Here is a 25,918-nt window from a genome sequence, read left to right as displayed (position 1 = left end):
CAGGGCAGACTGGCCCTTACACCTATGGAAGGCAGGGGGGAGACCAGATGGACGGCACACCGGCCATCCCGCACCAGCGGAACCACCCCGAGTCCGGTGACACCGCCATTGCCGCAGCCGCGGAACCCGGAGTCGAAGCAGCGCCCGCCGCGGAACCCGGGACCCGAGCCACCACCGCCACCGGGACCCCGCCGACACCCTCCGCCGCCGCTGCCTCCGCCGCCGGAGGCAACCGGTTCTCCGTGCTCGGACCCATCCGCGCCTGGCGCGGCGGCGAGGCCCTGAGCTCCGGGACCCCGCAGCAGCGGGCCCTGCTCGCCGTGCTCCTGCTCCGCGACGGCCGCACCGTGACCGCGCCCGAGCTCATCGACGCCATCTGGGGCGAGGACCCGCCGCAGCAGGCCCTCGCGACCATCCGTACGTACGCCTCGCGCCTGCGCAAGATCCTCGAACCGGGGCTCCTCGTCAGCGAGTCCGGCGGCTACGCGATCCGCCTGCCCCACCCCGAGGCCCTGGACCTCGGCATCGCCCGGGCCCTCGCCGCCGACGCCGAGGCCGCGCGCGCCGGAAGCACCGCCGCAGGCACCAGCGCCACCACCGGCACCGGCACCAGCGCCGGGAAGAGCGACGCCACCCCCGCCGGCAAGGGCGACCGCGCGCTCGCCCGTACCCTGCTGGCCCGCGCCCTGGACGTATGGGACGGCGAACCGCTGGCCGGCGTACCCGGGCCGCACGCCGACACCGAACGCACCCGGCTCGCCGAGTGGCGCCTCCAGCTGCTGGAGAGCCGCCTCGACCTGGACCTGGAGCTCGGCCACCACGCCGAGGCCGTCTCCGAACTCACCGCGCTCACCGCCGCCCACCCGCTGCGGGAGCGGCTGCGCGAGCTGCTGATGCTCGCCCTCTACCGCAGCGGCCGCCAGGCCGAGGCCCTCGCCGTGTACGCCGACACCCGCCGGCTCCTCGCCGACGAACTCGGCGTCGACCCGCGCCCCGAACTCGCCGAGCTCCAGCGGCGCATCCTGCGGGCCGACTCCGAGCTGGCCCGCGCCGAAGACCCGGCACCGGCCGCAGCGCCCGTACACGTGAGACCCGCCCAATTGCCCGCCACCGTCTCCGACTTCACCGGCCGCACCAGCTTCGTCCGGGACCTCGGCCAGATCCTCACGGGCGCCGAGGGCCAGGTGATGGCGGTGTCCGCCCTCGCCGGCATCGGCGGCGTCGGCAAGACCACCCTCGCCGTGCACGTCGCGCACGCCGCCCGCCCGCACTTCCCCGACGGGCAGCTGTACGTCGACCTCCAGGGCACCGAGGCCCGCCCCGCCGAGCCCGAAGCCGTCCTCGGTTCCTTCCTGCGCGCGCTGGGCACCCCCGACACCTCCATCCCCGACTCCCCCGCCGAACGGGCCGCGCTCTACCGCTCCACGCTCGACGGTCGCCGCGTCCTGGTCCTCCTCGACAACGCCCGCGACGCGGCCCAGGTCCGCCCGCTGCTCCCGGGCACCGCGGGCTGCGCCGCCCTCGTCACCAGCCGGGTCCGGATGGCCGGCCTGGCCGGCGCGCACCTCGTCGACCTCGACGTGATGAGCCCCGACGAGGCGCTCCAGCTGTTCACCCGGATCGTGGGGGCCGAGCGGGTCGGCGCCGAGCGCCAGGCCGCCCTCGACGTGGTCGGCGCCTGCGGGTTCCTGCCGCTGGCCATCCGCATCGCCGCCTCCCGGCTCGCCGCCCGCCGCACCTGGACCGTGTCCGTGCTCGCCGCGAAGCTCGCCGACGAGCGCCGCCGCCTGGACGAGCTCCAGGCCGGCGACCTCGCCGTCAAGGCCACCTTCGAGCTGGGCTACGGGCAGCTGGAGCCCGCGCAGCAGCGCGCGTTCCGCCTGCTGGGGCTGCCCGACGGGCCGGACATCTCCCTCGCGGCGGCAGCCGCCGTACTCGACCGGCCGGAGCACGACACCGAGGACCTGCTCGAAGCCTTAGTGGACTGCTCCCTCCTCGAATCGGCCGCGCCCGGCCGCTACCGCTTCCACGACCTCGTACGCCTCTACGCGCGTGCCTGCGCCGAGCGCGACGAGCAGCCGCCGAGCGCGCGCGACGCCGCCCTCGACCGGCTGCTGGACTTCTACCTGGCCACCGCCGCCGGGGTGTACGGCCTGGAGCGGCCCGGCGACCGGCTCGTGGCCCACCTGTCGGCCACCCGCCACCCCGGCCTGGTCTTCACCGAGCCGCATTCCGCCCAGGACTGGCTGTACGCCGAAGCCGACCCGCTGCTGGCGTGCGTACGGCAGGCCTCCGTACGCACGACCGGGCGCGAGGACCTGCTGCGCCGGGCCGTGGACCTGCTGTGGGCGGCCAAGGACCTCGCCGAGTCGGGTGCCAACTCCAAGCAGTACGAGTCGGCCGCGACGGCGCTGCGCGACGCGGCAGAGGCCGCGAAGGACCCGTACGCCGAGGGGCGCGCCCGCACCACGCTCACCAACACCCACCTGGTCGCGGGGCGGTTCGCCGAGGCAGATGCCGAGGCCAGCCGCGCCATGGTGCTCGCCCGCACCGCCGGGGATCTGCTGCCCAGCTGCTGGGCGCCCAACGACCGGGGCATCATCGCCATCTACGAGGGCCGCTACGACGACGGCGAGCGGTACCTGCTGGAGGCCATCGCGAACTTCCGCGCCGACGCCAACCACGTCGGCGAGGCCAGCGCCCTGTGCAACCTCTCCCGCATCCACGTGGAGCAGGGCCGGCTCGCCAGCGCCATAGAGCTCGCCGAGCAGGGCATCGCCATCTACGACCGGATGGGGCTCACCCTGCGCCTGGCCAACGGCCGTTACGCGCTGGGCATCGCCCTCACGAAGGCCGAGCGGCTCTCGGAGGCGCACTCCCAGCTCACCGACGCGCTCGCCCTGTTCCACGAGAACCGGCAGCCCTTGTGGGAGGGCGTGACGCACTTCCGGCTCGCCATGGTCCACCTCGCGGCGCGCCGGCCCACGCTGGCCGCCTCGCACGCCGAACAGGCCATCGCCCTGCGGGGGATCGGCGGCGAGTGGAATCGCGCCAGGGTGCTGACCGTGCTCGGCAGGGCGCTGCGCCAGCTGGGGCAGCGCGACCGGGCGCGGGTGTGCTGGCGGGACGCCGAGGTGGTGTTCACGCAGCTGGGGTCGCCGGAACTGGCCGAGGTGCGGGCGCTGCTGGCGGCGGAGATCGCCGCCTGAGGCGCAGGCCGGGGACGCTGAACGAGGCGTTCATCGTTCGTTTATCGCCATCCACCAGGATGGGGTTCATCGACTCGACGTGTCGGGGGGCACCAGGGTCGTCTGCAAGACCACCCGTTCGGCGATCCGCGGGGGAATTGCCGAACGGGTCCTACCCACCATCAGGAGATCCGATGACGACGAACGAGAACGTCCTGCCGGCCGACGGCGACATCACACCGCTCGACACCCAGCCTTCGGATGTCGACATCACACCGATGGACAACCACGCTGCGGGCGAGCCGATCAAGCCTCTCAAGCCGCTCGACAACCACGCCGCGGGCGAGGACATCGTGACGATGGACAACCACGCGGCCGGTGGCGGCCTGTAGGTGGGGGCGTAGGCCTCACAGACACGTACGGCCCGGAACCACGGGGGAAACGGGGGATCCGGGCCGTACCGCAGTACGTACCACGGGGGCCGCTGGCCACGGGGGACCAGCGGGGTGCACGGGGGGAACGGCGGCCGCGGTGGCCAGGAGGGGGACCACCGCGGCCGCCGTACGTGCGCGTGCGGTGGGGCCCGGGGCCGGGTGGAGTGCTCAGCCCCCGAGCTGCAGCAGCCGCTGCACGCCCCGCGCGGCCTGGAGCAGCGCCGGCGAGAACCGCTCCAGCTCCGCCCGCGTGCCCAGGAGGGCGGCGGCGGTCAGACCGACCCCGCCCACCGGCACGCCGGCGCGGTCGAAGACCGGCGCTCCCAGGCAGCGGACCGCGGGCTCGTACTCCTCGTCGGCGACGGCGTAGCCGCGCTCCCGGACCGTACGCAGTTCGGCCGCGAGGCCCTCCCGGTCGGTGAGGGTCCGCCGGGTCAGGGCGGGCATCCCGGTGGCCCGCAGGATGTCCTCGGCCTCCTCGGGCGGCAGGTGCGCGAGGACGGCCTTGCCGATCGCGGTGGCGTGCAGGGGGATGCGCGCGCCGACGCGCGAGGAGGCCCGGCAGGACCGGCCGCTCTCGATCGTGCGGATGTACGTGAGCGCGTTGCCGCTGCGCAGTGCCAGGTGGACGGACTGCCCGGTGCACTTCTGGAGGAATTCGAGCAGCGCGCCGATGCCCTCGGGCCGCTCGGTGGAGATCTCGGCGGCCAGGGTGCGCAGCCGCAGGCCCAGCCCGTAGCTGCCCTCGCCGTCGGTGACGGCGTAGCCCTGCTCGACGAGGGAGACCAGGATCCGGTACGTACTGGACTTGGGCACCCCGGCGGCGGCCGACAGCTCCGCGAGCCGGTGCGGGCCGCCGAACGCGGTCAGCGCCTCGGTGACCCGCAGGGTCTTCTCCAGGGCGCTGGTGCTGCCGGCGCTGGTGCTGCCGACGCTGCCGCTGCCGCTGCCTGTCGTGGAGCTCCGGCCGACGCCTTGTGGCGCGCCCTGAACCGGCACCTCATTTCGTATGGCATCGACCACGGAATCCCCAAGAATTGGCAAAGCGTTTCGATTCACCCTACGGCATGGGATGCCCGTTTTGCCCCGGGCCGAAGGGCCTGAAATGCCGTCCGCCGGCGCCCTCGCTCCCTAGGCTGTCCGTGTGTTCACCTCCCAGGGCCCGACCCTCCGCGAACTGGCCGTACAGGCCCTGTCCTCCATCGAGCGGGGCTACGACCTGCTGGCCCCGAAGTTCGACCAGACCCCCTTCCGCACCCCCGACCGCATGCTCGACGCGGTCGAGGAGACGCTCGCCCGCCACGAGGGCCCCTTCGACACCGGACTCGACGTGTGCTGCGGTACGGGCGCGGGCCTCGGCATGCTGCGCCGGCTGTGCCGGGGGCGGGTGACCGGAGTGGACCTGAGCTCGGGCATGCTCGCCGAGGCCGGGCTCGCCCACCCCGAGGAACGGGTCGACCTCCTACGGGGCGACGCGCGGGCCCTGCCCGCCGCGCTCGGGGACTCGTACGACCTGGCGGTCAGCTTCGGCGCCTTCGGCCACTTCCTCCCGGCCGAACGCCCCGCCGTCTTCTCCGGGGTCTACGGGGCCCTGCGCCCCGGCGGCGTCTTCGCCTTCCCGATCGGCGCCCCGATCCCGCCGAGCCGCCCGGCGTGGTGGGCCCTGTCCGGCTTCGACGCGGCGATGCGGGTGCGCAATGCCGTCTGGCGCCCGCCGTTCGTCATGTACTACCGCACCTTCCCGCTGGGCGGCGTACGCACCGACCTGCGCGCGGCCGGCTTCACGGTGGAGACGCTCCCCCTGGACCACTTCGGCCGCAGGCCGGACGGGACGCCGAGCTGGCGCCTGGTGCTGGCGCGCCGCGAGGCCTGATCCCCGGCCCGCCCGCCGGGTCATTTCTCCGGCAGGCGGCCGATGTCGGACACGGGGCCGAGGTGGCCGAGCTTGTCGGGGTTGGACACGGTGTGGACCGCCCGGACCACGCCGTCGACGATGTCGAGCTCGACCACACTGGCCACCCGCCCCTCGGCGTCGACGATGAGGGCGCCCGGCCTGCCGTTGATCACGGCGGGGCGCAGGGAGGCGCCGAGGGAGCGGAGCCGGCGGAGTCCGCCGATGAGCAGCTGTCCGACGCGGTGCGGCTCGCGCACCGACTTCGCGACGGCCCTGGCCTTGCCGCCACCATCCCCGTGGTAGACGACGTCGGGCGCGAGCATGTCGAGCAGGGCGTCCATCTCGCCGCCCGCCGCGGCCTCGAAGAACGTACGGGCGAGCTCCTCGCCCTCCGCCCGCCGGGCCGCGGGCGGCGCGGTGTCGGCCGTCCGCCCTCCGGCGGCGATGCGCTTCCTGGCGCGGGCGAAGATCTGCCGGCAGTTCGCCTCGGACTTGCCGGTGGTGCGGGCCACCTCCGGGTACGCGTACCCGAACACCTCGCGCAGCATGAACACCGCGCGCTCCACCGGGGACAGGGCCTCCAGCAGGACGAGGAAGGCCATCGACAGGGAGTCGGCCAGTTCGGCGTGCTCGGCCGGCCCCGGGTGCTCGCCGGACACGACGACGGGCTCGGGCAGCCACTCCCCCACGTACGTCTCCCGGCGCACTCGCGCCGAAGTCAGGTGGTTGATCCCGAGCCGCGTCACCGACGTGGTCAGGTACGCCTTCGGGGCGGCTATCTCGGTCCCGGCCCGATGGGCTTTGGCGAGCCCGAGGAACGCGTCCTGGACGATGTCCTCCGCGTCACCCACCGACCCGGTCATCCCGTAGGCGATGGAGAACAGCAGCGGCCGGTAGGCCACCGCACCCACTCCATCCACTCCATCCACTGCACCCGCCGCACCCGTTGATCCCTGCACGAGAACCCTCCCCCGATTCGCTGCGCGCCGTCCCGCAGGTTATCCGAGGACACCCGGCTCACCGATCATGAAAGTCCTCCGTGACCCGGGTCACATCCGGCATCTGTCACAGCAGGGAGGGGTGCCGTGTCTTAGAGGGAGAACAACGAGGAACACACACCGAACGACCGCTCACAGCAAAGGAATCCACCATGACCGCTCGCCTGAACCTCTTCGCCGACCCGGTCTCCGTCAAGGCGTGGAAGCACATCATCGCCGCGAGCAAGGCCCTCGGGGAGTCGACCCTGCCGGCCGCGACCCGCGAGCTGGTGATGCTCCGCGCCAGCCAGATCAACGGCTGCGCCGGGTGCATCGACATGCACACCAAGGACGCCGCCGCGGCCGGCGAGACCGCGGTACGCCTCCACCTGGTCGCGGCCTGGCGCGAGGCCACGGTGTACACCGACGCCGAGCGCGCGGCCCTGCTCCTGACCGAGGAGGCCACCCGCATCGCCGACGCGGCCGGCGGGGTCAGCGACGAGGTCTGGGCGAACGCCGCCAAGTACTTCGACGACGAGCAACTCGCCGCCCTGGTGACCCAGATCGCGCTCATCAACGCCTTCAACCGCGGCAACGTCATGGTCCAGACCCCGGCCGGCGACTACCAGCCCGGCAGCCTCCAGCACTGAGCCCCCGGTTCGCACGGCTCCGGCCCCCGAGCCGGAGCCGGCGCCCGGCTCCGCCCCTCCCACAAGGACCGAGTACTCCCATGAACATCGCACTCTGGATCGTCACCGGCCTGCTCGCCGTCGCCTACCTCCTGGGCGGCGCCTTCAAGGCGTTCACGCCGAAGGAGAAGATCGCCGCGAGCGGCGCCAGCGCGAAGTGGGTCGAGGACTTCACCGCCGGCGCGGTAAAGACCATCGGAGCCGTGGAGATGCTGGCCGCCCTAGCCCTGATCCTCCCGGCGGTCCTGAACACCGCCCCGATCCTGGTCCCCCTGGCCGCCCTCGGCCTGGTCCTCCTCATGCTGGGCGCCACCCTCACCCGCTACCGCCGCCACGAGCCGACGTACATGGCGGTGGACATCGCCTACGTCCTCTTGGCCGCCTTCGTGGCCTGGGGCCGCTTCGGCCCGGAATCCTTCACCGGCTGACCACCGACGACCCCGCCCGGCTCCTCGGCTTCCATGAATGTGTGCTCACCCGCATGACGGACGAACAACATGCACGCATCGCCCTCCCCACCAGGGCTCGTCGCGGTGCAGTCCGGGAGCTCGACCAATCGGCCGTCACCACTGCCCCCCGTCCAGCTCACCCAAAGAGCATCCATGCCGTTCGCTCTCACCGAGTCCACCAGAGCGAAGTGGTCACCGGAATCGTGATCGGCGAGCATGCAACGAAGGGTGCGCTCCGGCCGACAACCCGCCGGGATGAGGGGCAATGCCGCCGCCTCGTTCTGCCGTGACAGCGAATGCCGGCAGACACAACGCAAGCTCCTCACGAGGATGGTCGCAGCGATCGGGCCGACACCGTCTGACGCCCCCGGCATCGGCCGCATCCGCATGGCGGATATCGCCCCGGGTCGGACAGGATGCCCACCGGATCACCCTCGCGCACCACGTGTTCCTTCTCCCAGGTTCGCCCCGCGTCCCGCGATACCCGCACCGTCATCAAGACGCGCAGCACGCCACTGCTCAAGCCACTGCTCACAACTGATAGTCCTCTCAGATCGGTTGGGTTGTTGCCGGGCTGAACCGTCCGTTCCGCGTTCCAAGACCAGGCATGTACGGATGTTCCGTCGCTCGTCAGGGCGTTACCACCCCGTTTCCGGGACGTTTGGGACGGTTCGCAACTACCGTTCGTAACGTCCCAGGCGTCCCGTGGAGGCGAACTGTGAATCACGCTCTGCGTCGTGCGATGGCGAATGCCTAGATGACCGAAACGCAGCTCGCGGAGGCCTGCGGGGTGGATGCCAAGACGGTTGGCCGGTGGATCACCGACCCCAACCGAATCCCTCACGCCCGCCATCGATGGGCTGCCTGCGAGGCATTAGGCGAGGAGGAAACAGCCTTGTGGCCAAACGCCATCCGGTCTGCACTCACAAGCGGTCCGGACAAGGAAATAGTTCAAGTCTTCCCCTACCGGTCCGCCGCACCAGCAAGTTTGTGGCGCAGCCTGGTGACCAAGGCGCAGCGTGAGCTCGTCTTCGCCGGGTACACCAACTACTTTCTCTGGCTGGAGCAAGCCAGCCTTGCCGGTGCTCTGCGCCGCAAGGCGCAGGCCGGCTGCCGAGTGCGGTTCCTGATCGGGGACCCGAGCAGCCCGGTCACGGCGGCGCGGGAGGCCGAGGAGGACGTACCTCTCACGCTGTCCACGCGCATCGCGGTGACGTTGAACGAGTTGGCCAAGCTTCAGGACGCGGACGGCATCGAAGGGCGCTTCGAGACGGGGCACGTCAACCTGTCCGTCTTCCGCTTCGACGACGAGATGATCGTGACGCCGATCCTGGCCCGCCGGGTCGGGCACGACTCGCCGATGATGCACTTGCGACGCCGCCAGGCGGACGGCATGTTCGACCGGTTCTCCGCTCACGTCGAGGAGTTGTGGAGCCGGGGACGCGACATTCGGGAGGTGGGACGCGGTGCCCAGGCGTGACTACGAGGACGACCCCCGAGCCCCCAAGGCGAACAGTCTCGTCCCCGCGGCGTCGGCCGTGGTCGTGGATGAGGCCGGACGTGTGCTCCTGCAGCGCCGGAGCGACAACGGGATGTGGGCGCTGCCGGGCGGGAAGATGGAGGTGGGTGAGTCCCTCGCGGACTGCGCCGTCCGGGAGACGTTCGAGGAGACGGGCGTGAGGGTCGAGATCACCGGAATCGTCGGGACGTACAGCAACCCAGGCCACGTCTTCTCCTACGACGACGGCGAAGTGCGGCAGGAGTTCTCGATCTGCCTGCTCGCCCGGCCCACCGGGGGAAGTCTGCGCGTGTCGGACGAGTCGTACGAGGTGGCGTGGTTCGCACCGGAAGCCGTGGACGGCCTTCCGATGGTGGCGAGCATCCGCAAGCGTGTCGACGACTGGAGGGCCGGGCGCGGGCCCGCCGTTCGCTGACTCGTGGGGGTACCGCTCAGCGGGTCCTTGGTAGGCCGAAGGCCGACATGCGCTTCTCCTCGTAGGAGAGGAAGCCGAGGGAGCGGTAGAAGGCGTGGTTGCGCGGGCCTTCGGGGGTCGACTCGTGGTCGGTCGAGAGGAGGAAGAAGCGGCAGTGTGCGTACCGCTCCTTCAAGTGCTCGATGAGTTTGCGGCCTATGCCCTGCCGGTGGAACTCAGGGTTGACGAGCAAGTCCTGTACGTAGCAGACGCTTTCGTCGTCGGAGATCGTCCTGGCCAGCCCGAGGAGGGTGCCCGACTCGTCTCTGGCGGTGATGACCAGGTGCGAGTTCGCCAGCCCTCGGCAGAGCTTGTCGACGTCGCTGGTGTAACCCGCCCAGTCGACCGAGTCGTAGAGCTCGAACATCTCCCGGGGGTCGAATACGACCTCTTCCGCAATGACCGCCACGGTCCCACCTATTTCGAACGTGAGTACTGGGATGGGAATGTACCGGGTCGCGGTCGGCCGCGTCCCGGTGGGGCTCGATGCTTTTTTTGGGGAAGTACCGGGAGAAAGACCTCTCTCCAAACCCCTCCAGCCTCCCGCTCGGCTGCCTCTCACTCACACGGGTGAATCGGCCAACTGGGGTGGATTTCGCGGTGGTTGTCTGGCATATGCTCGCCCCGATAACTCAGGACATGAGACGGCCCCCGGCGGGACTGGAACCCCGACCGAGGGCCTGACCAACGAGGAAGTAGCGCTTCCCCCATGGCTTCAGTGCACTTTACCGCGCCCTCGCGCGCGACATACGGCGTTCGGCACGCCAACGTCCGGCTCACCGGGCGGTTCACCGTCGTGAGCAACGACCTCATCCAGCATCCCGAGATGTCGGTGGTCGCACGGATGTTGGGGGTCTTCATCCAGTCGGTGCCCTCCGGGACTCCCATCGGCATCAAGGACCTGGTCAAACGCCTTTCGATCGGGGAAACCGCGATCGCCAAGGGGCTGCGGGAACTGGCGCTGTTCGGGTACCTGGAGCGGACCCTGGAGAGACTGCCGGGTGGGCGGATCGCCACCCGTACGGTGTCCTACAACCATCCCCGGGCCGCGACCGTGGCGCGTTGCCGCGCCGAGCGCGCCCCCGCGGCTCCCGCCGACGCGGTGGTCCCCGCCGACGCGGTGGTCCCCTTGGTCGCGGTGGCCCCCTCGGTCGCGGTGGCCCCCTTGAGTGAGGCGCCGCCGCTTCCTCCGGTCAGCGCTCCGGTCAGTGCTCCCGTCGTACCGTCGCCGCTCCCCACGCCGCCGGAACCCGTACCGGAGCCCCCGCATCGCCAAGAGCCCGAAGCCGCGCCCGCGGCCGCCGACCGGCTGCCCGCGCCCCGGGACCCGGACAACCCCGGGCGGCATCGGCTCGCTTGTGAGGTGCTCGCGGAGTTGCGGCGGGTCGATCCGCGGTTGCTGCTCGGGGAGCGGGACGTCCGGTACCTCGCGGGTGGGGTCGAGGCCTGGCTGGAGCGCGGGGCCGGGGCGGAGGCCGTGGTGGCCGCGCTGGCGGCGAAGCTGCCGGAAGGGCTGCGCAATCCGGCCGGGCTCATCGCCCACCGGCTCACCGCCCAGTTGCCACCGCCGCTGGTGCCGCTGCGCCGCGCGCCGGCCTTCGTACTGCCGGATCCGTTCGTGAACTGCACGAAGTGCGAGCGCGCGTTTCGCAGTCCGACGCCCGGGACCTGCAAGGGCTGCAGCCCTTGAGTTGCAGCCCTCGGTCGGTCAGAGGTAGAGGTCGATCGTGAAGCGCCTCTCGCCCGGTGCGATCGTGTCGGCGTGGACCGAGCCACGAGCCCGGTCGTATTTCCCGGTGCCACCGGTGATCGCGTTGTCGAACGAGGGGCGAGGGCCCGGGTTGAGGATGCCGAAGTACATGCCCTGCACGGTGAGCTGGCCGCCCGGGAGGGTGTAGGTCACGATGCACTCCTCCGCTCCGCCACTGTCTCCCGGCACCGCTGCCCGGGTGAGGGTGCAGAAGCCGCCGGTTTCGCCGACCTTTTTGCCGTCCTGGTCATAGAGGTCCGAGCGGACGACGGTCCGGTCGCCCTGGGCGGCGGGGCCGCCGGGGTTGACGGGGAAGTTCGTCTGCTGCGTGAGCTTGCCGGTGAGTGTGAGGACCTGGTGCTTGCCCTTGTCACGGTCGGAATCGGTGTCCGACCCGACGGCGGACGTGGCAGAGGCGCAGGCGAGAAGGGCGACCAGCGCCGTGGCCGTGCCGAGACTGGCTGCTCTGATGGGGCGCATTGTGTGACTCCTGAGGTTGATGCTCATGGATGGTCAGACCACGCATTCATAACCTCGGCTTTGCCGCCGCCCCTGGCATCCCCGCGCGACCCACCGGCAGATCCGACCGATCGGACCAGCCCGGGACGGGCGCGCGGAAACGCCGGTCCATGGCGGCCCTGAGGGAACGGCTCAGCACGCGCACACGGGGTGGCCGGATCCGACAGAACCTCGTCATTGCGGCCATCACGGCGGGGCGAAATGATCAGCGCATGCCCGTACGGTCCGTACTGTCCGCCCCTCCCGCCCCTCCCGTCCCGCACCGAGTCGTCATCGTGGCCTTCCCCGGTACCGAGCTGCTGGACGTCACCGGACCGGCCGAGGTGTTCTCGGTCGCCACACGCGTCGCCGGTACCGCCCGCCCTGGCTATCTCGTTCAGATCGCCACCGCCGACGGCGGGCCGGTCGCCACCTCCAGTGGGGTCCGGCTGCTGGCGGACCTGGCCCTCGACGAGGTGCGCGGCCGCGTCGACACCCTGCTCGTGGCCGGTGCGGTCGACCTGGTGGGCGACCGGGTGGAGCCGGTGATCGACGGCGAGGTCACCGCCTGGCTGCGCGGAGCGGCCCCGCCGGCGCGCAGGACCGGGTCGATCTGCGCGGGCGCGCACCTGCTGGCCGCGGCGGGGCTGCTGGACGGGCTGTCCGCCACGACCCACTGGCTCACCGCCGCACGGCTGGCCGCCGACCATCCCCGGGTCACCGTGGATCCGGACCCGATCTTCATCCGGTCCGGGAGCGTGTGGACCTGCGCCGGTGTCACCTCGGGGCTGGACATGGCACTGGCGATGGTCGCCGAGGACCACGGCCAGGCCCTCGCCCTGGCCACCGCGCGCATGATGGTCATGTACGTCAAACGCTCGGGCGGGCAGAGCCAGTTCAGCGTTCCGCTCTCCGCCCCGGCCACGTCCGGCGACCGGATCGACGAGCTGCGCGTGTGGATCGCCGACCACCTCACCGAGGACCTCACCGCGGAGGCCCTGGCCGCACGGCTGCACCTGAGCGTGCGGCACTTCTCCCGGCTGTTCCGGCTGCGCACGAACGGCACGCCCGCCGCTTACGTCGAGTCCGCCCGGCTCGAAGCCGCCCGGCGGCTGCTGGAGGAGGGCGACGGCAGCCTGCCGGAGGTCGCCGCGGCCAGCGGCCTCGGCTCGGTGGAGACCTTGCACCGCTCCTTCCAGCGCCGGCTGGGGACCACACCCGCCGAGTACCGGCGCCGGTTCCGCTAGAGCCCGTCGACCCCAGGCCGTCTCCGACCCACAAGCTCAGCGCCCGCACCATCCGCCGGCCGCCCGGCGGATCCCCGGCGTGCCCGCACGGACGGCGACAGCCGTCGGGCAGCCGGCCCGTCAGCCGTCAGCCCCTCAGCCCGCCACCTCACGGAGGACCCATGTCCCGTACCCGTACGAAGGTCATCCCCATCCCCGTCATGGGCCGAACGGCGATCAACGCCTACCTGCTCCTGGGCCGAAGGCCCGTGATCGTCGACGCCGGCACACCCGGCAGCGGCCGGAAGATCTACGACCGGATCACCGAGCACGGAGTGGACCCCCGCGAGGTCTCGCTGATCGTCCTCACCCACGGGCACATCGACCACTTCGGCTCGGCCGCCGAACTGCACCGTCTCACCGGCGCGCCCGTCGCCGGCCACATCGCCGACCTCGGGCCGTACCGCAGCGGCCGGGTCCGCGAACCGTACCTGCCCACCGGCCCGATGGGCCGCGCCATGGACCGGAGCAAGGAGCTGCACGCCCAGGCCGAACCCTTCGACCCCGATGTCCTGATCCGCGGGGAGACATCCCTCGACGACTTCGGGATCGCGGCCCGCATCATGCCCACCCCCGGCCACACCGCCGGATCGATCTCCGTGCTCACCGACGACGGGGACCTCGTCGCCGGCGACCTGGTGGCCAACTCCTTCATGGGCCTCATCCCGGGCAGACCGGCCAATCCGCCGTTCCACGACGACCCGCGGCGCAACCTCATCAGCCTCCGCGAGATGCTCGCCCTGAACCCCGCCCGACTCCACGTCGGCCACGGCGCCCCGCTGGAACCCGACCGGGTCCGGCGCTGGGCCGACCGGGAATCCGACCGCCTGTCCCGGCGCGAAGCGGCCGGCCGGATCGCCCTCCGTGCCGGGGAGACGCCCTGACCGGCCCGTTCCCGACGGCGCCGTCGCGTCGGGAACGGGCGGGTCAGCGGTCAGCGGTCAGCGGTCAGCGGTCAGCGGTCAGCGGTCAGCGGTCAGCGTGTGCGGAGTTCGCGTTTGAGGACCTTTCCGCTCGCGTTGCGCGGGAGTTCTGAGACGAACTCCACCTCGCGCGGCACCTTGTAGTTGGCCATCTCCCGGCGTGACCAGGCGATCAGGTCGTCGGCCGTGAGGACCGCGCCGGGGCGCCGGACCGCATACGCCTTGCCGACCTCGCCCAGGCGCGCATCGGGGATGCCGACCACGGCGACGTCGGCGATGTCGGGGTGCAGGCCGAGGAGTTGCTCGATCTCGGCCGGGTAGGCGTTGAAGCCGCCGACGATGAACATGTCCTTGATCCGGTCGGTGATGCGCAGGTTCCCCGCGGCGTCGAGCACCCCGACGTCGCCGGTGCGGAGCCAGCCCTCGGGGGTGATGGCCTCGGCGGTTTCGACCGGGTCCTCGAAGTAGCCGCGCATGACGTGGTGGCCGCGCACCCACACCTCCCCGGCCCGGCCCGTGGGCTGGGGCCCGCCGTCCTGGTCCACGATCCTGACCTCCGTCCCGGGGATGGCCCGGCCCGAGGTCGACGCGATGATCTCCGCCGGGTCGCCGCGGCGGCACATGGTGACGATGCCGCTCGCCTCGGAGAGTCCGTACGCGGTGAGGACGGTCCCGATGTGCAGTTCGCCGCGGAGCCGTTCGACGAGCTGGAGCGGGACCACGGCCGCGCCGGTGACCACCAGGCGCAGGGCGGACAGGTCGTGGTGGTCGCGCTGGGGGTGGTCGAGGAGGGACTGGTGGAGGGTGGGCGGGCCCGGGAGTACGGAGATCCGCTCGGCGGCGATGTTGGCGAGGACGGTGTCCACGTTGAAGACGGGCTGGGGGACCATCGTGGCCCCGCGCATCAGGCAGGCGATGACCCCGGCCTTGTAGCCGAAGGTGTGGAAGAAGGGGTTCACGATCAGGTAGCGGTCGCCCTCGCGCAGTCCGGCGAGCTCGCTCCACACCTCGTAGCAGCGCAGGGACTGGGCGTGCGAGATGACGGCGCCCTTGGGGCTGCCGGTGGTGCCCGAGGTGAAGATGATGTCCGAGGGGGCGTCGGCGGGGATCGCGTCCGTACGGGCCCGGACGGCCTCGGCGGAGACGGAGTCGCCGCCGGTCAGGAACTCCTTCCAGGTGCGGAAGGAGTCCGGGGCGTCCTCGGACAGGACGACGACCTGCTCCAGGTGGGGCAGGCCGGGCAGCGGCCCGGAGCCCTCGCCCTCGGCGGCGGCGCGGCGCAGGGAGGCGACGTAGGAGGTACCGAGGAAGGTGCCGGTGACGAAGAGGAGCCGGGCGCGGCTGCGCTGGAGGACGTAGGCGGCTTCGGAGCCCTTGAAACGGGTGTTGAGGGGGACGAGGACGGCCCCGGCGGAGACCGCGCCGAGGGCGGAGACGATCCATTCGAGGGTGTTGGGCGCCCAGACGGCGACCCGGTCCCCCGGTTCCACGCCGGCGGCCATACAGGCGGCGGCGGCCCGCTCGACGCGCTCGCCGAGCTGCGCGTAGTCGATCCGGACCCGCCCGTCGACGACGGCCTCGCGGTCGCCGTAGCGCGCGGCGGCGTGCCGGACGAGTCCGCCGATGCTGGTCCAGGCGAGATCGGCCCGTCCGTCCTCCGTCGTGCCCACCGTCGCGCCCACTGTCATGCCCTGCGTCATGCCCTGCGTCATGCCCTGCGTCATGCCCTGCGTCATGCCCTGCGCGAGGTCCTCCGACACGCCCCCCACCACGCCCTCCGTCATGTCCGCGACCCCGCGCGCGCCCTCGTCCTCGTCCATCGTCCGCCCTCCCGCGATCCCAGTAGCTGACTATCCGTCAGATTAGCTGTAGCCTTCGCGGCTGTCAGTACTGGTGCACCCCGGAGGTGGCGATGGCGGCAACGCTCAAGGACGCTACGGCGATAGTCGGCATCGGGCAGACCGCCTTTGCCAAACAACTGCCGCAGTCCGAAAAGGAACTGGCCTGCCGGGCCATTCTCGCGGCGCTCGAGGACGCGGGCATAGACCCGTCCGAGGTCGACGCCTTCTCCTCCTACACGATGGAGGAGACCGACGAGGTGGAGGTCGCCAAAGCCATCGGCGCCGGCGACGTCACCTTCTTCTCCAAGATCGGCTACGGCGGCGGCGGCTCCTGCGCCACCGTCGGCCACCTGGCCGCCGCCGTCGCCACCGGCCAGGCGAGCGTCGGCGTGGCCTGGCGCTCCCGCAAGCGCGGCTCGGGGCCCCGGCCGTGGAAGAACACGGCCGTCCAGCTCCCCACCCCCGGCCAGTGGACGCGCCCCTTCGGCCTGCTGCGCCCCGCCGACGAGATCGGCATGCTGGCCCGCCGCTACATGCACGAGTACGGGGCCACCCGCGACCACCTCTTCAACGTCGCGATGGCCTGCCGCAACCGGGCCAACGAGAACCCGGCCGCGATGATGTACGAGCGCCCGCTGACCCGCGAGATGTACATGACCGCCCGCATGATCAGCGACCCGCTCTGCCTCTTCGACAACTGCCTGGAGACCGACGGCGCGCTGGCCTGCGTCATCGTGAGCGCCGAGCGCGCCCGCGACTGCCGGCAGAAGCCCGTCTACGTCCACTCCGTCGCCCAGGGCCTGCCCTCCCAGCACCACGGCATGGTCAACTACTGGAACGACGACCCGCTGTCCGGCCCCGCCTGGACCGCCGCCCGACACCTTTGGAAGCAGGCCGACTTCGGCCCCCAGGACGTGGACGTCGCCCAGATCTACGACGCCTTCACCCCCCTGATCCCGCTCTCCCTGGAGGGCTACGGCTTCTGCGGACGCGGCGAAGGCGCCTCCTTCACCGAGGGCGGCGCCCTGGAGATCGGCGGCAGGCTCCCCATCAACACCGGCGGCGGCGGCCTCAGCGAGGCCTACGTGCACGGCTTCAACCTGATCAACGAGGGCGTCAAGCAGCTCCGCGGCATCTCCACCGCCCAGGTGCCCGACGCCGCGACCTGTCTGGTGACCGCGGGCGAGGGTGTCCCGACGTCCGCCATCCTGCTGCGCGCCTGAGGAGCCGAGGAATCCATGACGATGCAGACCACCACCGCCACCACCGACACCGCTCCCGACGAGCTCCTCCTCCCCGTCCCCGACGGGGACGGCGCCCCCTTCTGGGAGTACGCCGCCCAGGGCGAACTCCGCGTCCAGGCCTGCGCGGCGCCCACCTGCGGGAAGCTGCGCTTCCCTCCCCGCCCCTGCTGCCCGCACTGCCGGTCCTTCGACTCCGAATGGCGCCTGATGAGCGGGCGCGGCCGGATCTGGTCGTACGTCCAGCCGCACCCGCCGCTGCTGCCCGCGTACGCCGCGCAGGCCCCGTACAACGTGATCCTCGTGGAGCTGGCCGACGCCCCGCAGATCCGCCTCGTCGGCAACCTCGTCACCTCCGCCGACGCCCCGCTGGACTCGATGGATCCGGCGCGGCTGCGCATCGGCGCGCGGGTCCAGGTGGTCTTCACCGAGATGGGCGGGACGGCGGTGCCGCGCTGGGTGCTGGAGAAGTCATGACGGCCGACCGGGCCCCCGGACTGCGGGTGGAGCGGGACAAGGCCACCGGGATCGCGGTCGTCACCCTGGACCGGGAGCGCAAGCATAACGCGATCGACCTGCCGACGGCGGCCGAACTAGCGCGGGTATGGCGGGAGTTGCGTTACGAGGACGAGGTACGGGCGATCGTGCTGACGGGCGCCGGGCAGGCCGCCTTCTGCACGGGCATCGACCGCGGCGTGGAGGTGCCGCAGCCTTCCTCGCCGTACTCGGTGGACGACCCGCTCGTCGCCATCGGGCCGAAGGCGAACGACCTGTGGAAGCCGGTGGTCGCCGCCGTCAACGGCATGGCCTGCGGCGGGGCGTTCTACCTGCTGGGCGAATCGGAGTTCATCATCTCCTCCACCTCCGCCACCTACTTCGACCCGCACACCAGCTACGGAATGGTCAGCGCCTACGAGGCGATCTACATGGCGCAGCGCATGCCCTTCGGCGAGGCCGCCCGGATGTCCCTGATGGGCACGGCGGAACGGCTCTCCGCGCGGCGGGCGTACGAGATCGGCCTGGTCTCGGAGCTCGCCGAGCCCGAGGAGCTGCTCCCGGCGGCGCTGCGGGCGGCCGAGACGCTGGCCGGCTTCCCGACGGAGGCCGTGCAGGGCACCGTACGGTCCCTGTGGGCGGCCAAGCAGGCCACCCTCCAGCAGGCACTGGCGCAGGCTCCGGGGCTGATCGCGCTGGGGAACCTGCCGCCCGAGCGGCAGGCGGAGCTGTTCGCGGGGCGGCGCGGGGCGGGGCCGGAGCCGCGAGTGCGGTGACGGCGCGCGGGAAACCCGGCCGGTTCCCCCGTACAACCATCGGGCAGGGTGCGCGGTCTCCTAGGCGGTCAGAACGAAGGATTGCTGGGGGACACATGAAGAAGCGAGTCAGTGCAGTACTCACCGCGGCGATGGCCGTGGGCGCCGTCTGGGCGGTGCCCACGGTCGCGGAGGCCTACGACACCTACCCGGACATCTCCGCCGGCTCGTGGGACGAGCGGGTCAGGGTCTACACCCAGGACTGGGACCCGCAGGTGCCCCGGGGCCTCAAGGCGCACGTGCGCAAGAAGGGTTCGCCCACCCGGCTCGCCACGCTCACCAGCTTCACGCGCCTGCCGGACGCCCCCTGCTCGTTGGGGGAGTGGTGCGGGAGCGAGCCCCCGCCGCCGTCGAACTTCGAGAGCGAGCCGGTGAAGCTGCCCGAGCTCGGGGTGTACACCATCGACCTGGAGTACACCGGCTCCGAGGGCGAGACCGTCGTCCACGAGGACAGCGGAGACCTGAACTACCAGGTGCGTCCGGTCATCTCGAACCTGAAGTCGAGCGCGGTCTCGGTGGAGAACCTCGACACGGTTCTCTCCGGTGACCTCGTGGTCTACAACCCCGCCGACGGCTCGTCCAAGCCGTACGCGGGCGGCGCCTTCACGGCCAAGAGGGGCTCCGAAACCATCGCGCGGACCGCCGACGCCAAGGGGCACTTCGAGGAGAAGTTCCGGATCACCCACACCGACTTCATCCAGGCCCCGATCGAGAGCCAGATGAAGTTCCAACTCGCGACCCAGCTGAACGGCCGCGGGGACAACGAGGGTGTAACGGTCCCGGTGGCGCCCGTGGAAACCGACATGGCGCTGGACTCCCCCACCCTGACCGGCGCCTACGGCACACTCGGACGGGTCAGCGGCACCGCCACCTGGAAGTCCGCCGACGGCAAGCGGAAGCCCCTGCCCGTCAAGATGCCGATCGGCCTGGCGTACGCGGCCAGCGGACTCACGGATGCCGCGGGCCGGTTCAACTTCAGCAACCAGTTCCGCTCGGACGGCGTCTTGAACGTCTGGCCCCACTCGGTCTGGTTCTCCTCCAAGACGACGGTGAAGGTGGACGCCACGGCCGGAGCGTTCTTCCACAGCTTCGCGGCCGAGGTCCGGCCGGACAAGACCGTCCACGTGTCGAGCCCGTTCTGGCGCGGCGAGATGCCGGCGGGGACCACCTCGCTCAAGGTCGACGTCGAGTATTCGGCGGACGGCAAGACCGGCTGGACCAGCCGCAAGGCCTTCAACGTCGCCACCAAGCCCGGCACGAACCCCAGCTACCAGATCACTCAGAGCCTGCCCTATCCGGGCGCCGGCTACGTGCGGCTCCGGTACGCCGGGACCTCCGCCATCCACGGCGCCGTGACACCCGCCGTCCGGATCGAGCGCACCATGACGGCCATACCCGAGTTCAACGTCAACCCCGAGCCCGCCAAGAAGGGCAAGCCCCTCACCATCACCGGCAAGCTCAACCACGCCAACCCCACCTGGAACCCCTTCGGCGGCCAGACCGTCCGCTACTACTTCCGGCCCACCGGAAGCACCGTCTGGACCGAAATGGGCTGGTCCACGACCGCCGCCGACGGCACCTTCGACAAGAGCTTCACCGCCACCCGGACCGGCTCCTGGTCTGCCCGCTACGTCAACACGGACCCCCGGCACTTCGCCGCCACGAGCCGCGTGGACGACGTCATCGTCAACCCGTAAACCCGTAAACCCGTAGGGCCCGTACGGGCCCTACGGCCCTGCGGGTCAGCGGGTCAGCGGGTCTTCCTCGTGGACCTGGGCTTCGGCTTGCTCGTGGTCTTGCCGCCCGTGCTGCCGCTGGTGGTGGACCCCGAGCTTCCGGAGGTGGCGGTCGACGTCGGGGTGGGCGAGGCGGTCGAGAGGGTCTGGATCGTGCCCAGCGTGCAGCGCCGCACCTCGCCCGCCTCGGCAGCGCTCGTCATCGTCAGGTCGACCGTACGGCTCTCGCCCGCCTTGAGCGCAAGGTCCACGGAACCCGAGTCGACCCGGCCGGACGCGCCTTCGAAGACCAGCGGAACGCGGAAGGTGTGCGCGGCCGACGCGTCGGAGGTGACCTTGACGGTCGCCTTCGCGGCGGACGGGCCGGCGCAGGTGACGACCTCGGCGTGCGCGAGCGGCCGGGACGGGGTGGGCGTGGCAGTGGCCGTGGAGCCACTGCCGCTCCCACTGCCGCCCGTGCTGCCGCTGCCGTAACTCTTCGTCTTCGTCTTCGACTTGCTCTTGGAGCTGGAGCACCCGCCCCCGCTGCTCTTGCTCTTGCCGCTGCTGCTCGTCGACGAGAACCCCGTCAACGCGAGCACGACGCCCACCAATACCGCTGTGAGCCTGACCCGCCGTCCTGTGACCACCATGGCCGCTCCTCCCCGTGGCAACTCCGGCGGCACGCTACCAGGGCGGGATTCGGGTGGACGCGGTCGTCGTCATCCCGTAGGCCGGCCACGGGGAAGCGATCGCCCCGAGCCGTGCAACCTTTCACCCGCCGAGAAGTCCTAGAGATGTCACGTACTCGGCACGTCCCAGGGGGAATTCATGCGTCATCGGCTGACAGCTGCCGTGGTGGTCACCGCAGCGGCACTCGGAGGGCTCGTGGCGCCGGGGGTGGCACACGCATGGGTTCCCGAGGAATGCCAGGGCGGCATCAGTGCCAGCCGGACCGGAGAGGTCAAGGTGACGGGCGCCTGGCGCGTGCCGGACATCGTCGTCCACATCCGGGACAGGGAGACCGGACAGCGCCTCGCCAGCGTGGACACGTTCCCGCGGACGGACTGGTACGGAGCCACCAGCGAGGAGCCCGACTACATGTTCGACATGTACTCGGAACCGCTCAAGCTCGCCAAACTCGGCGTCTACGCGATCGATGTGCAGGTGGACGGCGGTGAGGTCGTCCAGTGCGGTGATTTCGATTTCGATTACCGGCTGCGGTCCGAGTTCACCGGCGGCAAGGGCACCGCCACGGACCCGGTGTCGCTGGAGAGCCTCAAGACCACCTTCTCCGCGGACGTGACGGTCTTCGATCCCCGCACGGGGGCGACCGCGCCGCTCAAGAACACCAAGGTGGCCGTCACCGGCCGCAGCAGCTCCACGCAGGCGACGACGGACGCGAACGGCCACCTGTCCGTCCCCTACACCTACACGGGCGTGGAACCGTCGGCCCACGTCTACCTCGCCGTGGCCGCCACGGCGGAGATGGACGCCGAGCAGATCCATGTTGCCCCCACCGTCGTCAAGCAGAAGGCGGCGATCGTCCTCGATGCCAACTCCCGGCATCTGACGGTGCCCTACGGGCAGCCCATCAAGATCACCGGTAGGGCCGTCCGCGCCACCTCGGACGGCACCATCAAGCCGGTGCCCCTAGGCACTCCGCTGCAACCGGGCAGTGCCACCGTGGGAGCGGACGGCCGCTTCGAGCGCACCCTGCAGGGCTACGGCAGCGTGGTGGACACCACCTGGATGTACGAGAACCAGTACCCCTGGCTCCAGTACGTGAAGGCCGCCACGCAGGTCGACATCCAGTACCCCACCTCCTTCTCCGGGTTCACGGCCCGCCTCGACTCCCTGAACCGGGTGACGGTCAACGGAACGCTGAACCACACCCCCGTCCAGACGGACCTCGGCGCCAAGGTGGACATCCAGTACTCCACCGACGGCCGCACCGGCTGGACGACGCGACGGACCTTCGACTGGAAGTTCGACAGGGCCTTCCAGGCCATCGCACCCGGCGCCGCGGACGGCTACTGGCGGCTGAGCTACGCGGCCACCCCTGACGGCGTCGCCGCGGTCAGCACTCCCATCCGGCTGACCAGGACCGAGACCGCCTTCTCCGCCTTCAACGTCAATCCGGAGCCCGCCAAGCGCGGCAAGCCGCTGACCATCACCGGGACGCTGACGCACAAGTCCCCGACCTGGAAGACGTACGGCGGCCAGACCGTGTACCTCTACTTCCGCCCGGCCGGCAGCTCGGCCTCCACCTACATGGGCCAGGCCACCACCGCTGCCGACGGCACCTTCCGGCGCGTCCTCGCGGCCGACCGGACGGGCACCTGGTCCGCCCAGTACAGGGACTCCGACACCAAGCACCTGAACGCCACGAGCCGCCTCGACGAGGTCATCGTCAACCCCTAGCCCCACTGTCACACCGCCACCACCGCCGCACCCGGGGCCCTCAGGGCTCCGGGTGCGGTGCGTGGCGGGCGGGCGTAGCGTCGGGATCGAGATCCAGACCCACTCTCCCGGAGGGCCGGGCATGATCCGCAACGTACTCGGCTCGATCCTGGGTCTGATCGGAGCGACGGCCGCCGTCTGGAGCCCCTTCCGTGCCTGGTACGACGGCCGTCACGGACGCGACTACCGCATCGAGGAGCTCTTCAGCTCCGCCGGGATCACCGACGACAAGGCCGCCCTGCTGGGCTCGATCCTGCTGCCGTTCCTCTTCGCCGCCCTGCTCGCGCTGGTCGCGATCGTGCTGCGCTCCCGGCTGCTCATGGCCCTTTCCGGGGTCGTCGTCCTCGGCTTCGCCGTGCTGTGGATGGTCCGCCAGGGCCAGGCCGCGGGCAGCCTCTCGGTCGGCGGCGACGGCGGGGGGCTCGGCGAGGGCCTCGCCAACGCCTTCGGCGCGGGCGCCCTGCTCCTCCTCGCGGCCGCCGTGATGAGCGGCCGGCCCCGCCGCCGCGACCGCCGACGCGACCGGCTCGCTCCGGAGCCGGAGCCGGAGCCGGGCCCCGAGCCGTACCCGGCAGCGGTCGAGGACCCGGCCCATCCGCCGCCCCCTTCGGCCTGGCCGCCCCCGCCGCAGGACCACTCGTAGGGCCTCCTCGCCCCCGCCGTCGGTCAGGCGTCAGCGCCCCCCGGATCGCGGGTCAGCGACCGCAGCACGAGGGCGATCACGATGGCGGCGGCGGAGCACACCGCCAGGGCGAGGAAGCCGTTGGCGACGCCCGTGGTGGTCGCGGCCGCGACCGGGTCCCCGGCGTCGAGGCCGCCGTCCACCGAGGTCATGAGGATCGTGCCGATGACGGCGATGCCGAGGGCGGCGCCGGTCTCGTTGAAGGTGTTCAGCAGACCGGATCCGACCCCCGCTTCCGCCGGCGTGACGTGCGAGGTGCCGATGCCGAAGAGCGGGACGAAGCAGGCCGGCAGACCGGCGCCGATGACGGCCAGCGCGGCGATGGTCAGCGCGACGCCGTCGGTGGCGGTCGCCAGGATGCCCGTACCGACGAGCTGCAGCGCGGCGCCGGCCGCGTACAGGCCGCCCAGGCCCAGCGCGCCGGCCAGGGCCGGTGCGACCACGGCGACGAGGAGGGCCGCCAGGCCCATGGGGAGCAGCGAGAGGCCGGTGGCGAAGGCGCTCATCTCGTGGACCCGCTGGAAGTACATGCCGGCCAGGAAGGAGCTGCTGATCATGACGGCGGCCACCAGGAGCAGGCCGACGCTGGACAGCCAGTAGGTGGGCTTGCGGAGCAGGTGCAGCGGAAGCAGCGGGTCGGCCTGTCCGGTCTCCATGAAGGTCACCGCGGTGAGCAGGACCACGGCGGCGCCGATGCCGGTCCAGGCGGTCGGATCGCCGAATCCCTCGTGCAGCCGGATCAGGCCGAAGGACAGGGCCGCGAGCCCGGCGGTCGACACGATCGCGGAGGGGAGCCGCAGCGTGCGGCCGGTGCCGGTGGCGAGGGCGGGCATGGTGCGCAGGGCTCCGATGAGGGCCGCGATGCTGACCGGGAGGTTGATCAGGAAGGCCCAGCGCCAGCTGATCGCCGTGACGATCAGGCCGCCGAGGACCACGCCGATGGTCGCGCCGATCACGCCGAGGCCGCTCCAGGCGGTCAGCGCGATCTTGCGCTGATCCTCGTCCTGGTAGACCGCCAGGATGACGGACAGGGCTGCCGCGGAGAGCAGTGCGGCTCCGGCCCCCTGGAGGGCGCGGCCCGCGACGAGCAGCTCCTGATCGGCGGCGAGGCCGCAGAGCACGGAGGCGACGGCGAAGACCGAGAGGCCGGTGACGAAGGTGCGGCGGCGGCCGAAGACGTCGGAGACGCGGCCGCCGAAGAGCAGCAGGCTGCCGAGCATCAGGACGTACGCGCTGACGGTCCACTGCAAGGCGGCTGGATCGGCGGGTAGTTGGGCCCCGATGGAGGGCAGCGCCACGTTCACGACGGTCGAGTCCAGCATGACCATCAACTGGGCGATGCCGACCACGACCAGGGTGGTCCAGGGGGCCTTGCCGGGAGCTTTGACGGGAACCTCGGGGACCTCGGGGACCTCGGGGGCTGCGGGAGCCACGGGGACTTCCTCCGCGTCCCGCTCGGCCGTCCGGGGCGCCAGCGTCTGCTGCTCGGTCACCATGTCTCCATTCGTACGACGCACAGAGCAATCCATGCATGTGCATGGATCGATTCGCACAGTACATTCATGCGCCTGCATCGACAAGGACGATCCGCGAACCTACGATGAGGGGCGTGACAGAAACAGCTCTGACCGATCGATGGGTGTCCGTGGCCCGCGCCTGCGCGCAGATCAATCAGGCCGCCGAGCGCGTACTGGCCGAGAACCACGGCCTGTGCGCCAGCGCCTTCGAGATCATGGACGTGATGGTGCGCGAGGACGACTGGATCCGCGCGGGTGAGCTCAGCTCCCGCGTGTCCAGGAGCCAGCCCCAGGTCTCACGCCTGCTGGCCCAGATGATCACGGCCGGCTACGCCGAGCGCAGGCCGTGCGCCACCGACCGCAGGGGCTTCGACGCCCGGCTCACCCCGGCCGGCCACGCGCTCTTCGCGCAGTCCGCCACCACCATGGAAACGGTCCTGCGCGAGCTGGCCGAAAGCAGTGCGGAGGTGCGCGACGTCATGGCGTCCCGGCCCCCCGAAACGGCGCCCGCCCCCTGACATGACGGCGGCCCCGTCCCCCTGAGGGGGCGGGGCCGGCCAGCCGTTGCGGGCGGGGTGGGGATCAGGCCTCGACGACGCCGGACGCCGCGATCTCGATCTTGCCGCGCGTGGAGCCCGAGGGGGTGCCGAGCTTCTCGATCGCGTCGACGATCTCCTTGCCCTCGACGACCTCGCCGAAGACGACGTGCTTGCCGTCGAGCCAGGAGGTGACGACGGTGGTGACGAAGAACTGCGAACCGTTGGTGTTCTTGCCGGCGTTCGCCATCGACAGCAGGTACGGACGGTCGTGCTTCAGGGTGAAGTTCTCGTCGGCGAACTTCTCGCCGTAGATGCTCTTGCCACCCGTGCCGTTGTGGTTGGTGAAGTCACCGCCCTGCAGCATGAACTGCGGGATGACGCGGTGGAAGCCGGAGCCGGCGTAGCCGAAGCCGTTCTGGCCCGTGCACAGCTCGCGGAAGTTCTGGGCGGTCTTCGGGACGACCTCGTCGAAGAGGCTGAAGACGATGCGACCGGCGGGCTTGCCGTCGATGTTGATGTCGAAGAATACGTTGCTCATGGGGTCCATCC

25 protein-coding genes are annotated in these 25,918 nt (G+C 71.3%); 17 read left to right on the top strand and 8 right to left on the bottom strand.

The features are described 5' to 3' along the window. Positions 1–47 precede the first annotated feature (47 nt). Positions 48–3,209: a BTAD domain-containing putative transcriptional regulator gene (locus OG276_RS21050; RefSeq protein WP_266907731.1), complete on the top strand. Its 3,162-nt coding sequence runs from the start codon at positions 48–50 to the stop codon at positions 3,207–3,209. Between the two features lie 173 nt (positions 3,210–3,382). Continuing rightward, positions 3,383–3,580, top strand: coding sequence for a hypothetical protein (locus OG276_RS21045; protein ID WP_266907729.1), 198 nt, complete (start codon positions 3,383–3,385; stop codon positions 3,578–3,580). Between the two features lie 210 nt (positions 3,581–3,790). On the opposite strand, the gene OG276_RS21040 is transcribed toward OG276_RS21045, so the two are convergent. Beyond that, positions 3,791–4,621 carry an IclR family transcriptional regulator gene (locus OG276_RS21040; RefSeq protein ID WP_266907727.1) on the bottom strand — a complete coding sequence of 277 codons (831 nt, stop codon included), beginning with the start codon at positions 4,619–4,621 and terminating at the stop codon, positions 3,791–3,793. A 145-nt stretch (positions 4,622–4,766) separates the two neighbouring features. Here OG276_RS21040 and OG276_RS21035 point away from each other — a divergent pair, with 145 nt between their 5' ends. After that, positions 4,767–5,495: a class I SAM-dependent methyltransferase gene (locus tag OG276_RS21035; RefSeq protein ID WP_266907725.1), complete on the top strand. Its 729-nt coding sequence runs from the start codon at positions 4,767–4,769 to the stop codon at positions 5,493–5,495. A 20-nt stretch (positions 5,496–5,515) separates the two neighbouring features. Here the strand turns inward: OG276_RS21035 and sigJ are convergent, their stop codons facing one another. Continuing rightward, positions 5,516–6,427, bottom strand: coding sequence for an RNA polymerase sigma factor SigJ (gene sigJ / locus OG276_RS21030; protein WP_266907723.1), 912 nt, complete (start codon positions 6,425–6,427; stop codon positions 5,516–5,518). 239 nt (positions 6,428–6,666) lie between these two features. On the opposite strand from sigJ, the gene OG276_RS21025 reads away from it, so the two are divergent. From OG276_RS21025 to OG276_RS21010, 4 genes are all read left to right on the top strand, one after another. Next, on the top strand, positions 6,667–7,143 hold the full coding sequence (locus OG276_RS21025; protein ID WP_266907721.1) for a carboxymuconolactone decarboxylase family protein: 477 nt from the start codon (positions 6,667–6,669) through the stop codon (positions 7,141–7,143). An 80-nt stretch (positions 7,144–7,223) separates the two neighbouring features. Then, entirely contained in the window at positions 7,224–7,610 is a 387-nt protein-coding gene (locus OG276_RS21020) for a DoxX family protein (protein WP_266907719.1), read from the top strand. 778 nt (positions 7,611–8,388) lie between these two features. Beyond that, on the top strand, positions 8,389–9,111 hold the full coding sequence (locus tag OG276_RS21015; RefSeq protein WP_266907717.1) for an XRE family transcriptional regulator: 723 nt from the start codon (positions 8,389–8,391) through the stop codon (positions 9,109–9,111). Beyond that, entirely contained in the window at positions 9,098–9,565 is a 468-nt protein-coding gene (locus OG276_RS21010) for an NUDIX hydrolase (protein WP_266907715.1), read from the top strand. Before OG276_RS21015 ends, OG276_RS21010 begins: the two co-directional genes overlap by 14 nt. A 16-nt stretch (positions 9,566–9,581) precedes the next feature. Here OG276_RS21010 and OG276_RS21005 read toward each other — a convergent pair whose 3' ends face one another. After that, positions 9,582–10,013: a GNAT family N-acetyltransferase gene (locus OG276_RS21005; protein ID WP_266907713.1), complete on the bottom strand. Its 432-nt coding sequence runs from the start codon at positions 10,011–10,013 to the stop codon at positions 9,582–9,584. A 300-nt stretch (positions 10,014–10,313) separates the two neighbouring features. Between OG276_RS21005 and OG276_RS21000 the strand changes: the two genes are divergently transcribed. Continuing rightward, entirely contained in the window at positions 10,314–11,294 is a 981-nt protein-coding gene (locus OG276_RS21000) for a hypothetical protein (protein ID WP_266907710.1), read from the top strand. Positions 11,295–11,312: 18 nt separating this feature from the next. On the opposite strand, the gene OG276_RS20995 is transcribed toward OG276_RS21000, so the two are convergent. Further along, the gene (locus OG276_RS20995) at positions 11,313–11,834 is read right to left on the bottom strand and encodes a hypothetical protein (RefSeq protein WP_266907708.1); all 522 of its coding nucleotides are present in this window, start codon (positions 11,832–11,834) and stop codon (positions 11,313–11,315) included. 251 nt (positions 11,835–12,085) lie between these two features. Here OG276_RS20995 and OG276_RS20990 point away from each other — a divergent pair, with 251 nt between their 5' ends. Both OG276_RS20990 and OG276_RS20985 read left to right on the top strand, forming a co-directional pair. After that, positions 12,086–13,099 carry a GlxA family transcriptional regulator gene (locus OG276_RS20990; RefSeq protein WP_266907706.1) on the top strand — a complete coding sequence of 338 codons (1,014 nt, stop codon included), beginning with the start codon at positions 12,086–12,088 and terminating at the stop codon, positions 13,097–13,099. A 161-nt stretch (positions 13,100–13,260) separates the two neighbouring features. Continuing rightward, entirely contained in the window at positions 13,261–14,022 is a 762-nt protein-coding gene (locus tag OG276_RS20985; protein WP_266907704.1) for an MBL fold metallo-hydrolase, read from the top strand. 92 nt (positions 14,023–14,114) lie between these two features. Here the strand turns inward: OG276_RS20985 and OG276_RS20980 are convergent, their stop codons facing one another. After that, positions 14,115–15,749: a FadD3 family acyl-CoA ligase gene (locus OG276_RS20980; protein WP_266912980.1), complete on the bottom strand. Its 1,635-nt coding sequence runs from the start codon at positions 15,747–15,749 to the stop codon at positions 14,115–14,117. Between the two features lie 224 nt (positions 15,750–15,973). On the opposite strand from OG276_RS20980, the gene OG276_RS20975 reads away from it, so the two are divergent. From OG276_RS20975 to OG276_RS20960, 4 genes are all read left to right on the top strand, one after another. Then, the gene (locus OG276_RS20975) at positions 15,974–17,125 is read left to right on the top strand and encodes a lipid-transfer protein (RefSeq protein ID WP_266907702.1); all 1,152 of its coding nucleotides are present in this window, start codon (positions 15,974–15,976) and stop codon (positions 17,123–17,125) included. A 15-nt stretch (positions 17,126–17,140) separates the two neighbouring features. Next, complete coding sequence (locus OG276_RS20970) at positions 17,141–17,620, top strand: Zn-ribbon domain-containing OB-fold protein (RefSeq protein WP_266907700.1); 480 nt, start codon at positions 17,141–17,143, stop codon at positions 17,618–17,620. Further along, positions 17,617–18,414 carry an enoyl-CoA hydratase/isomerase family protein gene (locus tag OG276_RS20965; protein ID WP_266907698.1) on the top strand — a complete coding sequence of 266 codons (798 nt, stop codon included), beginning with the start codon at positions 17,617–17,619 and terminating at the stop codon, positions 18,412–18,414. Before OG276_RS20970 ends, OG276_RS20965 begins: the two co-directional genes overlap by 4 nt. Positions 18,415–18,509: 95 nt before the next feature. Beyond that, on the top strand, positions 18,510–20,150 hold the full coding sequence (locus OG276_RS20960; protein WP_266907696.1) for a hypothetical protein: 1,641 nt from the start codon (positions 18,510–18,512) through the stop codon (positions 20,148–20,150). A gap of 53 nt (positions 20,151–20,203) precedes the next feature. Here the strand turns inward: OG276_RS20960 and OG276_RS20955 are convergent, their stop codons facing one another. Beyond that, complete coding sequence (locus tag OG276_RS20955) at positions 20,204–20,821, bottom strand: hypothetical protein (RefSeq protein ID WP_266907694.1); 618 nt, start codon at positions 20,819–20,821, stop codon at positions 20,204–20,206. Between the two features lie 178 nt (positions 20,822–20,999). Here OG276_RS20955 and OG276_RS20950 point away from each other — a divergent pair, with 178 nt between their 5' ends. Continuing rightward, on the top strand, positions 21,000–22,592 hold the full coding sequence (locus OG276_RS20950) for a hypothetical protein (protein ID WP_266907692.1): 1,593 nt from the start codon (positions 21,000–21,002) through the stop codon (positions 22,590–22,592). A gap of 121 nt (positions 22,593–22,713) precedes the next feature. Further along, the gene (locus OG276_RS20945; RefSeq protein ID WP_266907690.1) at positions 22,714–23,274 is read left to right on the top strand and encodes a hypothetical protein; all 561 of its coding nucleotides are present in this window, start codon (positions 22,714–22,716) and stop codon (positions 23,272–23,274) included. Between the two features lie 23 nt (positions 23,275–23,297). Here OG276_RS20945 and OG276_RS20940 read toward each other — a convergent pair whose 3' ends face one another. Then, the gene (locus OG276_RS20940) at positions 23,298–24,809 is read right to left on the bottom strand and encodes an MFS transporter (RefSeq protein ID WP_266907688.1); all 1,512 of its coding nucleotides are present in this window, start codon (positions 24,807–24,809) and stop codon (positions 23,298–23,300) included. Positions 24,810–24,922: 113 nt separating this feature from the next. Here OG276_RS20940 and OG276_RS20935 point away from each other — a divergent pair, with 113 nt between their 5' ends. Further along, positions 24,923–25,348 carry a MarR family winged helix-turn-helix transcriptional regulator gene (locus OG276_RS20935; protein ID WP_266907686.1) on the top strand — a complete coding sequence of 142 codons (426 nt, stop codon included), beginning with the start codon at positions 24,923–24,925 and terminating at the stop codon, positions 25,346–25,348. Positions 25,349–25,412: 64 nt separating this feature from the next. Here OG276_RS20935 and OG276_RS20930 read toward each other — a convergent pair whose 3' ends face one another. After that, positions 25,413–25,907, bottom strand: a complete 495-nt coding sequence (locus tag OG276_RS20930) for a peptidylprolyl isomerase (protein WP_266907684.1) — start codon at positions 25,905–25,907, stop codon at positions 25,413–25,415. Between the last annotated feature and the right edge of the window lie 11 nt (positions 25,908–25,918).

It is taken from the genome of Streptomyces sp. NBC_00086 (genome assembly GCF_026343255.1).
Classification (GTDB): Bacteria; Actinomycetota; Actinomycetes; order Streptomycetales; family Streptomycetaceae; genus Streptomyces.
Note: the sequence above shows the minus strand (reverse complement) of the source record. Positions and strands in the feature narration are given on the sequence as shown.